This window comes from Actinospineispora acaciae DSM 45401 (assembly GCF_000620785.1).
Taxonomy (GTDB): domain Bacteria; phylum Actinomycetota; class Actinomycetes; order Mycobacteriales; family Pseudonocardiaceae; genus Pseudonocardia; species Pseudonocardia acaciae.
In genome coordinates this window covers 1-12348 of record NZ_JIAI01000037.1, presented here as the reverse complement: position 1 = coordinate 12348, position 12348 = coordinate 1, and the positions used below count along the sequence as shown (strand labels likewise).

Below are 12348 nucleotides of genomic sequence, written 5' to 3'. Positions count from 1 at the left end.
GACAACGTCGGCGACGACAACGTCGGGGACCGCAACCACGGCAACCGGAACCAGGGCAACGACAACCACGGCGACGACAACATCGGCAACGGCAACCACGGCAACCGGAACATCGGCAACGGGAACCACGGCGACGACAACATCGGCAACGACAACCGCGGCAACAACAACGTCGGCGACGGCCACCACGGCGACAACAACAACGCCGACAAGCGGGAGAAGACCTTCCAGGACATCGTCACCAACCCGCGCTTCCTGGCCAGCCTGGGAACGAACGGGCTGAAGAACTTCAAGCGCGCGCAGGGGACGTTCGGTGACGCCGCCAAGCGCCACGGCGAGCGGGCGGCCGCCGCCGAGGCGCGCGGCGACCGGGCGACCGCGGCGAAGGAGCGGGCGCTGGAGGCCAAGTACAAGGGCCTGTCCGACCAGCTCAAGGACATCACCTCGCCGCACGCGAAGGGCACCCCGCTGGCGGAGCGGCTCAAGCGCCCGCTGGGCAACGTGCCGACGATGGTGCAGAAGTTCATGGCGCAGTCGGCGTTCGACCACATGAACCGGCCAGGCCTGGCCGGCCAGCACCCGGCCAGGAACATGGTGCCGGCGCTGCGCGACGCCCACTTCGGCGGCGACAACAAGCTGGAGCTGGCCCGGCGCGGGCTGACCAAGGTCGGCGGGCTGGCCACCGTCGCGTTCGGCGTGTGGGACGTGGTGGACAGCGTCAAGAAGGGCGAGTCGGTGCCGCACGCGGTGGTCAAGACCGGCAGCTCGATCGCCATCAGCGCCGGAGCGGCCGGCCTGGCGCAGGCGGGGGTCGCGGCGTTGGCGGTCCCGGGCGCGGGCTGGGCGGTCGGCGCGGGCATCCTGGTCGGGGCCGGCGTCTCCTACGTGCTGACCCAGACCGACATCCCGAACAAGATCGCCGACGGCGCCGTGTGGGTCGGCAACAAGATCGGCGACGGCGCCAAGGCCGTCGGGAACTTCTTCAAGTCCCTGTTCTGACCAGCGAAGGAGCCAGTTGACCCCGCTCCCGCCCCGGCCCGACCCGGACACCGGTGAGCCCCGCCCGCCGCGCGCGCCCACCGTCGCCGGGGCCTGGGCCGGGCACGCCGAACGCGGCCGCCGCACCGAAAGCTTCCGCCCGGCCCGCGAGCAGCACTGGTTCCACCGGCCCGAGCCGATGCTCGAGCTGGCCGAGGCCCGGCGCCGGCGCCCGCTGCGCTCGATCGCCACCTACGCCCTCTACACCGCGCTCATCCTGGGCGGCGGCACGGCGCTGGTGATGTGGGGCTCGCCCGAGCTGGTCACCGACCCGGTGCCGTACGTGATCATGTCCGTGGCCTTCCTGCTCGGCACCGGCACCGCGTTCCTGGTCCGCCGCACCCACACCGTCTACGCCGGCGCGACCTGGGCCGGCGACGCCGAGGACAAGGACAAGCTCGTCTCCACCTACGACCTGACCCGCATCCGGATCTTCGGCCGCCCGGGCCCGTCGGCGCTGCTGCAGATCATCGCCCCGGACAAGACGTTCCTGGAGCTCCCGCTGGGCCTGGTCGAGGCCAACCCCGCGCTCTGGGACCTGCTCTACAACGGCCTTCGCCACTCCGCCGCCGCCGGCGCCGAAGTCGACCCCACCACCCGCGACCTGCTGCATCTGCCGCCGCCCGACCACCCGTGATGGTAGATTTCTGCCATGAGAACTACCATTGACGCGGCCGGGCGCGTGGTGATTCCCAAGCAGCTGCGCCGCGCCGCGTCACTGGAGCCCGGCCAGGAGATCGAGATCATCGAGCGCGATGGGCGGATCGAGATCGAGCCGGTCGCGCCGCCGATGACGCTTGCCGAACGGGATGGCTTTCTCGCGGCGGAACTTCCCGAGGACGCCGCCGAGGCCACCCTCACCGCCGACCAGGTTCGTGACCTGCTGGAGCGCACTCGTCGGTGATCACCTGCGATACCTCGGTGATCGTGGCGGCGTTCGCCCGGTGGCACGAGGATCATCTTCTTGCCGCTCGTGCGCTCGGCCGCGTGGACGCGTTGGTCGATCACGTGGTGGTTGAGTCCTACTCGGTGCTGACCAGGCTCCCGCCGGCGCGCCGCGTGCCCCCGTCCCTGGTCGCGGCGTTCATCGACCGCCACTTCCCGGCCGCCATACCGCGCCTGGGCTACCCCGCGTCCGGCGAGGTGCTGAACTCGGCGCTGCCGGCCGGCATCAGCGGCGGCTCCGTGTATGACCTGGTTGTCGCGCTCACCGCCGCTCGCGCCGACGCCACCCTGATCAGCCTCGACCAGCGCGCCACCTCCACCTATGAGGCGGCTGGTGTCCGGTTCGAACTGCTCAGGCCCGCGCAGCGCTGACGGGCCAGAGCACAAGACTGGTACCATATTCCGGTACCAGAGCGTGGGAGGTGCGGCGATGTCGATCACGGCGAGCGAGGCGCGTCGGAACTTGTTTCCGCTGATCGAGCAGGTCAACGAGGACCGCACGGTGGTAGAGATCGTGTCGCGGCGGGGCAACGCGGTGTTGATGTCCGCTGAGGACTACGCGGCGTTGCAGGAGACGGCGTACCTGTTGCGGTCGCCGCGTAACGCGCGTCGCCTGTTGAGCGCGTACACCGACGCGGTCGAGGGTCGTAACGTGGCCGAGCGCGACCTGTCCGAGCTGGAGTCGCTGGCGGACCAGCGGTGAGGCGACTGGTCTTCCACGCCCAGGGCTGGGAGGACTTCTCGTACTGGGTGGGCAACGACCGCGCGGTCACCAAGCGGCTGCTCCGGCTGATCGCCGAGGTGCAGCGGGACCCGTTCGACGGGATCGGCAAGCCGGAGCCGCTGAAGCACTCGATGCCGGGCGCCTGGTCGAGACGGATCACCGACGAACATCGCCTGGTCTACCTGGTCACCGACAAGGACGTCATCGTTCTGCAGGCTCGCTACCACTACTAGCGGCGGGGCAGACGCGCGCCTGTTGCCGCTACCAGGAGCGGTAGATGTCGCGGCGGTGGCCGATGTCGAGGACCAGGACGATCAGGCGGTCGTCGTGCACGCGGTAGACGATGCGGTAGTCGCCGACGCGTCGGCGCAGGACGCCGGGGTGGCCGACCAGGGGAGTGCTGGCCGGTGGCCGCGGCTGGCGGCTGAGTTCGGCGATGGCCTTCACGAGGCGGCGGGCGGCGGGTTTGTCCAGCTTGCGGAGCGTGCGCTCGGCGGCAGGGCTCAGCTCGACGGCGTACCGGTTGGCGGGCTGGTCGGTCACGGGCGGCGGCGGGGCTCCGGGGCGAACGAGGGTGGCTCGCTGCGTTGACGCACGATCGGCGGATCGGGCTCGTCCTCGCCGGCGGTGTCGTCGATGTGCCCGAGGTCGAGGTCGCCGATGACGTCGGCCAGCGGCCGGGCGGGCGCGCCGGTGGCCAGCTCGGCCTCCGCGTCACGGGCCAGGCCGGACAAGTACGCGTCTTCGGCCGCCTCTGCGGCCTCGGCCACCTCGACCGGGACGATCGCCCCGACCCGGCGACCTCGTTTGGTGACGTAGGTAATCTGACCTCCGTACGTGGCCTGCGCGAGCACCTCGGTCAGGTGGTCACGAGCCTCGGAGATCGGCAGCTCGTCTGGTAGCGACGTCACCGCTCAATTGTACAACTCGTACGAACCGTACGAGTACTGCCGGGGTAGGGACTGGTCCGGGTCAGCCGTTGCAGCCGCAGCTGCAGCCTGCCGGGCAACCGCACGATGAGCCGTGACCGCATGAACAGTCGAGCATTGGGTGCCTCCCATTGGGACCGCGAACATTCCATTTTAGGAAAATGGTGGCGTCGGGTAAATGGCGGGACTCGCGGGCGGATCAACGTCAATTCGCGGTGATCGCCGGATATTGTTCACGCATGTTGGCCGCCGCCGGTCGGCGTCGCGCGGTGCGGTGTCCGAGCTGCGGGCACGAGCCTCGTGACCAGGTGCGTCATCGTCAGGATCTGGCGATGACCTGGCTTTATCCGCATCCACGGGATCCCGGGCGGGTGCTGGAGCGGCGGCACTGCGCGGGCTGCCAGCCGCACGAGCGGGTGGCCGGGGTGGAGTGCGCGCTGTGCGCGGACGGGCCGATGCTCGCCGGCGAGCTGGCCGCGCGCGGATCCGAGCTCGCGGGCCCGGTGCTCGCCTGGCTGGAGGGGCACGGCTGGACGGATCGGCGCGGGCTGGGGCCGGTCTGCCCCCGGCACCCGGCGCCGGGACTCAGCGGATCAGCCGTACCGGCACGTCCAGGTCGAGTCGCGCCCACGCCCGGTCGGCGGTGACCGCTATCCCGTTCGGGATGTCGGGCTGGCGTCTTCCCGTGCCGCTTCGGCGCGGCGCTCGGCGATCAGCTCGTCGACGGCGCTGCCGGGGTGCCCGCCGGTCGCCTCGGCCACCCGGCCTTGGACCCGCCGCAGCAGGTGGCCCCATTCTTCGAGCACGACCCGACCGTCGTCGATGTATGCGACGAGCCGTCGTCCCGACTCGATGCCCGCGGCACGCCGCAGCTGCGCCGGGATCGTCACCCGCCCGTCGGGGCTGGCGGTCAGCTGCACCGGCTCCGTCTGTTCCGGTGTCGCCATGTTCTCAGGGTACGACGATCTTCGCCGTAAGCAGGCAACTCCGTCAGGTGCCGGAGCCCTCGCCGATTCGCGCTGGCCTGGTTGGCGGGGCACGGCTGGACGGATCGGCGCGGGCTCAGCGGAGTCCGATGATCTCGATGGTCTCGTCGAGTCCGGCGAAGTCGGCCGTGTTGTGGGTGATGAGCGCGAGGTCGTGACGGGCGGCCGTCGCGGCGATCTGGAGGTCCATGCGGCGCGGGCGGGGGTTGCGGCCGCGCGAGCGCAGGGCGGTGGCGAGGGCGCCGTAGTACTCGGCGGTGCGGGCGTCGAACGGGAGCACGTCGTAGAGCTCGTTGACGAGCTGCAGGCGTTGGCGGCGGCGGAGCTGTTCGAGCGGGTCGGGGCTCGCGGACACGCCGTAGTGCAGTTCCGCCATGGTGATCGCGCTGACCGCCAGCTCGTCGGCGACCTCGGCCACTCGATCGGCCGGATAGTCGATCAGGACCGAGGCGTCGAGCAGCGCGCGTCGTGGTCCGGTCATCGGTTCCACGGGTCCTCGGCCTCGGCGATGTCCCGGGCCCAGCCGGGCGCGTCGACCTCGGGCAGCTCGGCCATCGCCCGGGCCATCTCGCGCGCCGGCACGAACCTGCGCCGGGGGCTTTCCCGCTGGTGCGGGACCAGGTCCGCGACCGGGCGGCCGTTGACCGTCACCACGAACGACTCGCCCCCGGCCACCCTGCGCATGATCGCCGCGTTGTCGTTGCGCAGGTCGGATTGGCGAATCGTATCGCTCATAGCGTTATCGTAGCGATCTCGTAGCGCTACAAGGTGGATGCATGCATGCCTGCTAGCATGCATGCATGGGTCAGGTGACGTGGCGGGCCTCGGACGAGCTGCTGGATCGGGTGCGGGCGGTGGCCGCTCGCGGCGGCTACAGCATGAACGAGTTCGTCACCCGGGTGCTCGACGCGGCGACCGATCCGGCGGCGGCCGGCGACGAGGCCGCCCGGGTCCGCGAGCGGCTGCAGCGGGCCGGCCTGTTGGGCGAGTCGGGGGTGCCCCGGCCGAGGGTGGACCCGGAGGCGTTGCGGGCCGCGCGAGCTCGGGCCGGTCAGGGCACGTCGCTGTCCGAGCTGATCGATCGCGGGTGACCGTCTTCGCGGACTCGTCGGCCCTGGTCACCCGCTACGCGGCCGAGCCGAGGCAGGCCGCCTCGGGGCCGCCGGACGAGATCATCGTGTCGGTGCTGGCGCGGGTGGAGGTGCCCTCGGCGATCTGGCGCAAGCACCGGATGGGCGAGCTGACCTCGCAGGACGCCGCGCTGCTCGTCGCGGCGTTCGAGGCGGACTACTTCGGCGCCGAGGGCGGGGCCGGCGGCTTCCTGGCGGTGGCGGTGCGGTCGGCGATCGTGGCCAGGGCCGCCCGGCTGGTCGCTGCCCATCCGCTGCGGGCCTACGACGCGATCCAGCTCGCCTCGGCGCTGGCGGTCGCCGAGGTCGTCCCCGAGCTGACCGGGTTCGCCGCGTTCGACCGCCAGCTCCGCGCGGCGGCCGCCGCCGAGGGCCTGCCGGTCCTGCCGCTCAGAGGTTGAAGGTGGCGCGCAGGGCGTTGTCGACCGCCTCCATCTCCTCGGCGGTGGCTTCGCCGAGCTTGTCGACGAGCCGGCGCCGGAGCGGGCGGTCGATCTCCAGGGCGAACGCCCAGCCGAACTCGTCGATGCGCACCGCGAGCAGGCCGCCAGGGTCATCGGCGACCACGTGCATGGCGAAGACGGTGGGGAGCTGGTCGTTGGCGTTGATCGCGTCGTCGGAGACGATCAACCTCAGGTTCGACTGGGCCTCGCGCTGGACGACCGGCTGGTAGCGGTAGACGTCCCCGCGCCTCACGCGGTCTCGTCCAGGCCGAGCTCGGCTTCCTCGCCGCTGTGCTCGGCGTAACCCGGATGCGCGGCGTACCAGGCGGCGGCCGAGGCGGTCGCCTCGCGCATCGCGTCCTGGCGGACCAGGCGCTCGACATAGGCCGACGCCCCGCCCCGCGTGCGGGCACCACACTGACGCACGCGGGCGGCCACGGGACCGTCCACGCTGATCGTCATACGTTCCTTCATACGCTGGAGTGTACGGCTGTGTGCATAGAGGCGTCACGGTGCGCTCGCGCTGAACCCGTGAGTGGTTAGCGTTGCTATGACAACGCTAACCACTCACGGGGTCTGGTTACTCGAAGCGCAGGGCGTCTACGGGGCGCATGCGGGTGGCGCGGTAGGCGGGGTACATGCCGGCGAGGATGCCGATGATGAGGCTGACGGCGAAGCCGACGATCACGGGCTGGGCGGTGAGGATGGGGGCGGGGAAGTTCGTCTCGGTGGCCTCGGTGGAGCCGGCGGGGGGTAGGTAGTGGGCGGCGATGAGGGTGGCGCCGACGCCGAGGCCGACGCCGACGACGCCGCCCAGGCCGGTGAGCATGACGGCTTCGGAGAGGAACTGGCGCAGGATGTAGCGGCTCTTGGCGCCGATGGCCTTGCGGATGCCGATCTCGCGGGTTCGTTCGGTGACGGAGACGAGCATGATGTTGGCGACGCCGATGCCGCCGACGAGTAGGGATATGCCGGCGATGGCCACGATGAACAGGGTCAGGTTCTTGATGAAGCTGGCTGTTTTGTTGAGCAGGTTGGTGTAGGTCAGGACGTTGTAGTCGCGTTTGCCGGGGTCGCGGATGTTGTGGGTGTCGTCCATGACCTGGGCGACCTGGGCGGCGGCGCGGTCGAGGACGGCGACGCTGGTGGCGCGCAGCACGATTTGGTCGATCTTGCTGGTCTCGTTGCCGCCGACGAGGTAGGTGCGCGCGGAGCTGAACGGGGTGACGACCACGTTGTCGTTCTGGCCGTCGGACTTGAGGACGCCGATGACCTTGAACTCCATGGTTTTGACGCGGACCCGGGAGCCGATGACGTCTTCGGGGCGGGCGTTTCGGCCCCAGAGCAGGACGACGGGGTCCTCGCCGAGGACGGCGACGCGTTCGTTGCCGGACATCTGCGCGTCGGTGAACCACTGCCCGGCGATGATCTTGCGGTCCATCATTTCGAGGTAGTTGGATTGGACGCCGATCATTTTTGTTCGTAGTTGGGTTTGGCCGAGGGTCAGGGTGACGTTGTCGCTGACGCTGGGGGAGACCGAGACGATGTCGGGGGTGCGGTGTGGGTCGGAGATGGCTTTGACGTCGCGTTCGGTGAGTTCTTTGGCGTTGCCGTATTTGGGTCCGCCCATGCTGGTGGAGGTGACGGTGATCAGGTTTCCCAGCCGGCTGAACTGGGCGTCGAAGTTGGTGCGCATGCCGTTGCCGAGGGCGACCAGGGAGATCACCGAGGCGACGCCGATGATGATGCCGATCATGGTCAGGGCTGAGCGCAGGCCGTTCTTGGCGACGGCCTCGATGGCCGAGCGCAGGGTTTCGGTGACCGGCATCGTCGAGCGCCAGTGCGCCGGGTTCTCGGTCTCGAACAGCGCGGTGACCGAGCGCTTGCGCTTGACCGGTGGCGGTGGTTCGCCGGGCAGCGGCGTGCCGGCCAGCACCGCCGCCGCCTCCTGCTGGGCCAGCGTCCGGTAGGCGCGCGCCGGCGAGGGCGGACGAGCGGGGCGGGCCGGGCGAGCAGGGCGAGCCGGGCGGGTACGGGTGCGGGCGCGGGCGGCGGCGGCCTTGCCCGCGATCCCGGACACGAGCCCGACCGGCAGCAGGACCAGCGCGAACACGCCGCGGGCGAGCCCCCGTCCGACGCCGAGCAGCGCGGCGCCCGCGCTTGACGAGCGGTTTGACGAGGTGCGTGGCGGGCTCGCGGGCGGCGTCCTGGGCAGCGGCGCGACGGGCGTGGCCGGGGCGGGCTGGCCGTCCGGGCGGCTCTCGTAGACGTAGTACGGGCCGGTGGCCCGGCGCAGCCGGCGGCGGCGCAGGAACCGCCGCCACGGGCTCGGGCGCGGCTCGGGCACCAGCCGGCGGTAGGGGCTGTTGGTGCGCGGCGGGATCGGGTGCGTGGAGCCGCCGGCCAGGTAGCCGTGGGAGCGGCCGGCGGCGGCCCGACTCCTGGGCGGCTTGCGCTCGGGCTCGTCCCGGCGGTTCACGGTGCGGACCAGGCGCCGGCTGCGGGCGAGCTTGCGATGCTCCGGCGAACAGTACTTCTGCCCTGTGGAAGCGGCCTCGAAAATGGTATGACAGCCGGGCAGCGCACATACCCGCCTCATGCCGCCCACGCATGCCACCATAAGTCGAAGTTAAGCCAATACCCTATTTCCTTAATGAAAGAAGAGCGTCACATGAATTGGCGGTTGATGTGCAGTGAACTGTTTCGCCATTAGTGGGTCCGCTCCGAGGTCTCCGGCGCGAGTGCTTGCCCGGGTGTGAGACGTTGGTGGGATGAGTGCGGGCGCGGAGATTCGGCGGCCGGACCGGTTCGGGGAGCCCCGGCCGCCGGCGGCGCCGCGCTCGGGAATGTCCTACCGGTATCCGGTGCGGGCACTGCACCTGGATCCCCGCGCGCCGTCGCGGCGCTGGCGGCGGATCGGACCTCCGGACCGGCCCGCGTTGGAGCTGGTGCTCGTGCCGACCCGGGCGCAGTTTGCCACCGCCGCGGTGGAGTCGAGCCCGGTCGCGCTGCTGTGCGTGGGCGCGTTCGGGTGGGCGGCGTGGGTGGACGTGATACCCGTCTGGGTCGCGGTGGTGCTGGGGTTGGGGCTGGTGGGGCTCACCGTGTTGTGGCGCTGGCTGGTCTCCGACGCCAGCGCTCCGGTGGCGGCCGGGGCGGACTGGGTCGGCACCTCGGCGCTCTGGGTGCCGCTCTACGAGCTCACCCTGGTGGAGGCGGAGGCGGCTCAGAACGGTGACGGCGACGACATCGCGGGGACCGTGGCGCTGGCCCTCTGGCACGGTCCCGAGACGGTGATCGTGCTGGACATGGCGTTGCTGCAGAGCAACCCGGCGTTGTGGGACCTGGTCCACCAGGGAGTGCTCGCCTCGATCGCGGCCGGCGCCGAGCTGACCGAGGATGCCCGGCAGGCCCTGCGTCAGCCATGAACCCGTGAGTGGCTAGGGGCGCTATGGCACCCCTAGCCACTCACGGGTTGGGAGCGCGCAGGCGCTCGGCGCGGTCGTGGGCGGCGAGGGCCTCGCGGTGGCGGCCGAGCCGGTCGAGCAGCTCGGCCGAGCGGCGCAGCGCGGTCACGACGGGCTCGGTCGGTGCGTCGGTAGCGGTGGGGTGGTCGGCCGCGACCCGCTGGTAGCAGTCCAGGGCCTCCTCCGGGCTGTCGAGCTGGTGTTCGAGCAGCCGGGCCAGCGCCAGCAGCGCGTCGGTGACCACCTCGCCACGTTGGGGGTCGGCGTCACCTCGGTGGCGCTCCAGCAGCAGCCGGTAGCCGTCCCGGGCCTCGAGGGGACGGCCCAGCGCGGCCAGCAGCTCGGCTCGCTGGGCTCGGGCGGCGGCCACCATCCAGTGCTCGCCGGGCCCCCCGCGCTCGGCGAGCACCTCGTCGTAGACGGTGAGGGCCTGCAGCGGGCGGCCCAGCTCGGCCAGCAGCGCCGCGTAGTTGGTGGCCGCGATGATCCGCTGGTTGGGGTTCGGCGGGTCGTCGGTGCGGGTGAGCAGCTCCCGGTACTGGTCCAGGGCCTCCTGGGGGCGGCCGTGGGCCAGCAGCGCCGCCCGGTTCAGCAGGGCGGTGTCGACCATCTCGCGCGCCTCGGGCCAGCGGTGCCTGTCGTACTGGGCCAGCAGCTGGTCGTAGGCGGCCAGCGCCTCGTCCACCCGTCCGAGCTCGTCGAGCAACCCGGCGCGGTCGACGCGGACGCTGAAACCGTACTGGGCCAGCTCCGGCGTGCCGGGGGCGTCGGGGTCGTGGCGGGTCAACACCTCGTCCAGGGCGGCCACGGCCCGTTCGGGGTGGCCCATGTCGGCCAGCAGGGCCGCCCGGTTGGTGCGCGCCACCACGTCGATGATCTGCTCGGGCGAGCGGGCGATCAGCTGGTCGTAGAGCGCCAGCGCGTCGGCCTGTCGGCCCTGGTCCGCCCACCGCTCGGCACGGACCAGCAGCCGGGCCGGGCCGCTCACCGCGTTCCGCAGCCGGGCCAGACCGGTCATCCGAATATCGACTTCCAGACCTTCTTGGCGCCGTTCCCGATCGCCTTGCCGAGGTTCCCCACGTCCTTGCCGACCTGCCCGCCGAACTTCAGGACGCCTTCCCCGATGCCCTTGGCGCCCTCGCCGATGCCGCCGAGGATATTGCCCTTCTTGAACTGCTCGCCGGCCTTGTCGAAGCCCTTCCCGACGGCGTCGCCGGCGCCGCTGCGCGACCAGGCGTCACCGACGTACATGGATGCCCCGATGGCGATGGTGGCCGGCACGGCGCCGGGGCCGAGAAGCGCGGCGGTGCCCGCGTAGGCCAGGGCGGAGGCCGCGATCCCCGACCCGGTCTTACCGATCGCCGAGTGCAGCGACTTGCCGTCGCGCACCTGCTGGGCCACGTCCAGGCCGCCGAGGACCACGGTGGCCGGCCCGGCCGCCTTGGTCAGCAGCCGGCGGCCGGTCTCCAGGACCCGCGCCCCGCCGGCCCGCTTGATGTCGGTCGTCACCGGGAACTTCGGGTGCTCCTCGAGGACCTTCTTGACCGTCGGGTCGTTCGTGATGCGCGGGTTCTGGCCCTTGGGGAACTTCTGCTCCTGGGTGCGCAGGCCCAGGCGGCTCTTGATCTTGTCGGTGGTCTTGCTGATCTTGTCGGCCTTGGGGCCCGCCTTGATCCGGTTGAACCGGTCGCCCGCGGTCCAGGCGAAGCCCCGCTGCACCTTCTCCGGTATGTAGCCGTGGAAGCCCGCGGTCCTGAAGGCCCGGATCGGCTTCTCGATCAGCTTGCCCGTCTTGCGGTCGAACCTCTGGACGTTGACCTTCTGGAACGGGTGCCGGAGCGGGCCGAGCTTGGCCTTGGTGAACTGTTCCAGCGCCGTGGACTTCACGCCGTAGCGCATCGCCTGGTTGAAGCGGTTCTTGGCGTACCAGGCGGCCGGCTTAGCGAGCAGGTTGCGGCCGGGGAGCTTGGCGCCCTGGACTTTGGTGCCGGCCTTGGTGAGCTTGTCGCCCAGCTTGCTGGCGCCGGGGAGCTTCGAGCCCTGGAGCCTGGTGCCGGCCTTGGTGAGCTTGTCGCCGAGCTTCTGGCCGCGGGGGAGGTTGGCGTTCTTGAGCCTGTCGCTCAGGTTCTTCATCTGGGTGCTGCCGAGGAAGTGCCGGGTGGCGGCGTCCTTGAAGGTCCGCGAGGAGCGGTTGTACTGGCCCATCGTCTTCCACACCCCGGTGGCCAGCGGCTTGACCCAGGACGGGACCCAGGGGTCCTTCTTCTGCTGCTGGCCGGCCTGCTGAGCCGGGTGCTGGGGCTGGCCGGGCTTGTTCGGCTGCTGGACGGGGCCGTTGGGCTTGTGCGGCTGCTGGCCGGGGGGCTGGGTCTTGGGCGTCTGCGGGGTGGTCTTCCTCGTGCCGCCTGGGGGGACCTTGTGGCCGTTGGCGGTGTTGCCGCGGCCGGGGCCGACGTGGGTGCGGTTGTTCTGGCCGGGGCCGGTGGTGACGCGGTTGTTGTTGCCCTTGCCGACCCGCGCCTTGTTGTTGTTGCCGGGGCCGGTGACCACGCGGTTGTTGTTGCCGCCTCGGGCGGTGGCCTTGTTGTTGTTGCCGGCGCCGGTGCTGACGCGGTTGTTGTGGCCCTTGCCGGCGATCGCGCGGTTGTTGTTGCCCGGGCCGGTGACCACGCGGTTGTTGTGGCCG

General features: G+C 71.1%; 20 protein-coding genes. 10 read left to right on the top strand and 10 right to left on the bottom strand.

Annotated elements, in window-relative coordinates; genetic code table 11:
* The 6 genes from N912_RS0147220 to N912_RS0147195 form a co-directional block, all read left to right on the top strand.
* A partial coding sequence (locus N912_RS0147220) for a pentapeptide repeat-containing protein (RefSeq protein ID WP_028927909.1) occupies positions 1-999 on the top strand: 999 nt, incomplete at its 5' end.
* A 16-nt stretch (positions 1000-1015) separates the two neighbouring features.
* A complete protein-coding gene (locus N912_RS59325; protein ID WP_037070329.1) occupies positions 1016-1675 on the top strand; it encodes a hypothetical protein in 660 nt (219 codons plus the stop codon).
* A gap of 15 nt (positions 1676-1690) precedes the next feature.
* Positions 1691-1942, top strand: coding sequence for an AbrB/MazE/SpoVT family DNA-binding domain-containing protein (locus N912_RS0147210; protein WP_028927908.1), 252 nt, complete (start codon positions 1691-1693; stop codon positions 1940-1942).
* Positions 1939-2355 carry a PIN domain-containing protein gene (locus N912_RS0147205; protein ID WP_028927907.1) on the top strand — a complete coding sequence of 139 codons (417 nt, stop codon included), beginning with the start codon at positions 1939-1941 and terminating at the stop codon, positions 2353-2355. The genes N912_RS0147210 and N912_RS0147205 overlap by 4 nt, the downstream gene beginning before the upstream one ends.
* A gap of 58 nt (positions 2356-2413) precedes the next feature.
* Entirely contained in the window at positions 2414-2686 is a 273-nt protein-coding gene (locus N912_RS0147200; RefSeq protein ID WP_028927906.1) for a type II toxin-antitoxin system Phd/YefM family antitoxin, read from the top strand.
* Positions 2683-2940: a Txe/YoeB family addiction module toxin gene (locus N912_RS0147195; protein ID WP_028927905.1), complete on the top strand. Its 258-nt coding sequence runs from the start codon at positions 2683-2685 to the stop codon at positions 2938-2940. The genes N912_RS0147200 and N912_RS0147195 overlap by 4 nt, the downstream gene beginning before the upstream one ends.
* Before the next feature lie 28 nt (positions 2941-2968).
* Here the strand turns inward: N912_RS0147195 and N912_RS0147190 are convergent, their stop codons facing one another.
* Together N912_RS0147190 and N912_RS59320 are read right to left on the bottom strand one after the other, a co-directional pair.
* Entirely contained in the window at positions 2969-3250 is a 282-nt protein-coding gene (locus N912_RS0147190) for a type II toxin-antitoxin system RelE family toxin (protein ID WP_028927904.1), read from the bottom strand.
* On the bottom strand, positions 3247-3618 hold the full coding sequence (locus N912_RS59320) for a type II toxin-antitoxin system prevent-host-death family antitoxin (protein WP_064745595.1): 372 nt from the start codon (positions 3616-3618) through the stop codon (positions 3247-3249). Before N912_RS59320 ends, N912_RS0147190 begins: the two co-directional genes overlap by 4 nt.
* A gap of 350 nt (positions 3619-3968) precedes the next feature.
* On the opposite strand from N912_RS59320, the gene N912_RS64335 reads away from it, so the two are divergent.
* The gene (locus N912_RS64335) at positions 3969-4283 is read left to right on the top strand and encodes a hypothetical protein (RefSeq protein ID WP_156994439.1); all 315 of its coding nucleotides are present in this window, start codon (positions 3969-3971) and stop codon (positions 4281-4283) included.
* A 3-nt stretch (positions 4284-4286) separates the two neighbouring features.
* Here the strand turns inward: N912_RS64335 and N912_RS0147180 are convergent, their stop codons facing one another.
* The 3 genes from N912_RS0147180 to N912_RS0147170 form a co-directional block, all read right to left on the bottom strand.
* Positions 4287-4583: an AbrB/MazE/SpoVT family DNA-binding domain-containing protein gene (locus tag N912_RS0147180; RefSeq protein ID WP_037070327.1), complete on the bottom strand. Its 297-nt coding sequence runs from the start codon at positions 4581-4583 to the stop codon at positions 4287-4289.
* A gap of 115 nt (positions 4584-4698) precedes the next feature.
* Positions 4699-5103, bottom strand: coding sequence for a type II toxin-antitoxin system VapC family toxin (locus N912_RS0147175; protein WP_028927902.1), 405 nt, complete (start codon positions 5101-5103; stop codon positions 4699-4701).
* Complete coding sequence (locus N912_RS0147170; protein ID WP_028927901.1) at positions 5100-5357, bottom strand: type II toxin-antitoxin system Phd/YefM family antitoxin; 258 nt, start codon at positions 5355-5357, stop codon at positions 5100-5102. The genes N912_RS0147175 and N912_RS0147170 overlap by 4 nt, the downstream gene beginning before the upstream one ends.
* Before the next feature lie 65 nt (positions 5358-5422).
* On the opposite strand from N912_RS0147170, the gene N912_RS0147165 reads away from it, so the two are divergent.
* Both N912_RS0147165 and N912_RS0147160 read left to right on the top strand, forming a co-directional pair.
* Positions 5423-5713, top strand: a complete 291-nt coding sequence (locus N912_RS0147165) for a hypothetical protein (RefSeq protein WP_028927900.1) — start codon at positions 5423-5425, stop codon at positions 5711-5713.
* Positions 5710-6153 carry a type II toxin-antitoxin system VapC family toxin gene (locus N912_RS0147160; RefSeq protein ID WP_028927899.1) on the top strand — a complete coding sequence of 148 codons (444 nt, stop codon included), beginning with the start codon at positions 5710-5712 and terminating at the stop codon, positions 6151-6153. Before N912_RS0147165 ends, N912_RS0147160 begins: the two co-directional genes overlap by 4 nt.
* On the opposite strand, the gene N912_RS0147155 is transcribed toward N912_RS0147160, so the two are convergent.
* From N912_RS0147155 to N912_RS0147145, 3 genes are all read right to left on the bottom strand, one after another.
* Positions 6143-6448, bottom strand: a complete 306-nt coding sequence (locus N912_RS0147155) for a type II toxin-antitoxin system PemK/MazF family toxin (protein ID WP_028927898.1) — start codon at positions 6446-6448, stop codon at positions 6143-6145. The genes N912_RS0147160 and N912_RS0147155 overlap by 11 nt on opposite strands.
* Complete coding sequence (locus tag N912_RS0147150) at positions 6445-6669, bottom strand: hypothetical protein (protein ID WP_156994438.1); 225 nt, start codon at positions 6667-6669, stop codon at positions 6445-6447. The genes N912_RS0147155 and N912_RS0147150 overlap by 4 nt, the downstream gene beginning before the upstream one ends.
* Positions 6670-6775: 106 nt before the next feature.
* Positions 6776-8674, bottom strand: coding sequence for an ABC transporter permease (locus N912_RS0147145; RefSeq protein ID WP_028927896.1), 1899 nt, complete (start codon positions 8672-8674; stop codon positions 6776-6778).
* Between the two features lie 292 nt (positions 8675-8966).
* On the opposite strand from N912_RS0147145, the gene N912_RS64330 reads away from it, so the two are divergent.
* Entirely contained in the window at positions 8967-9623 is a 657-nt protein-coding gene (locus tag N912_RS64330; protein WP_156994437.1) for a hypothetical protein, read from the top strand.
* 40 nt (positions 9624-9663) lie between these two features.
* Here the strand turns inward: N912_RS64330 and N912_RS0147135 are convergent, their stop codons facing one another.
* On the bottom strand, positions 9664-10680 hold the full coding sequence (locus tag N912_RS0147135) for a tetratricopeptide repeat protein (RefSeq protein ID WP_028927894.1): 1017 nt from the start codon (positions 10678-10680) through the stop codon (positions 9664-9666).
* A partial coding sequence (locus N912_RS59315; protein ID WP_037070325.1) for a hypothetical protein occupies positions 10677-12348 on the bottom strand: 1672 nt, incomplete at its 5' end. The genes N912_RS0147135 and N912_RS59315, both read right to left, overlap by 4 nt.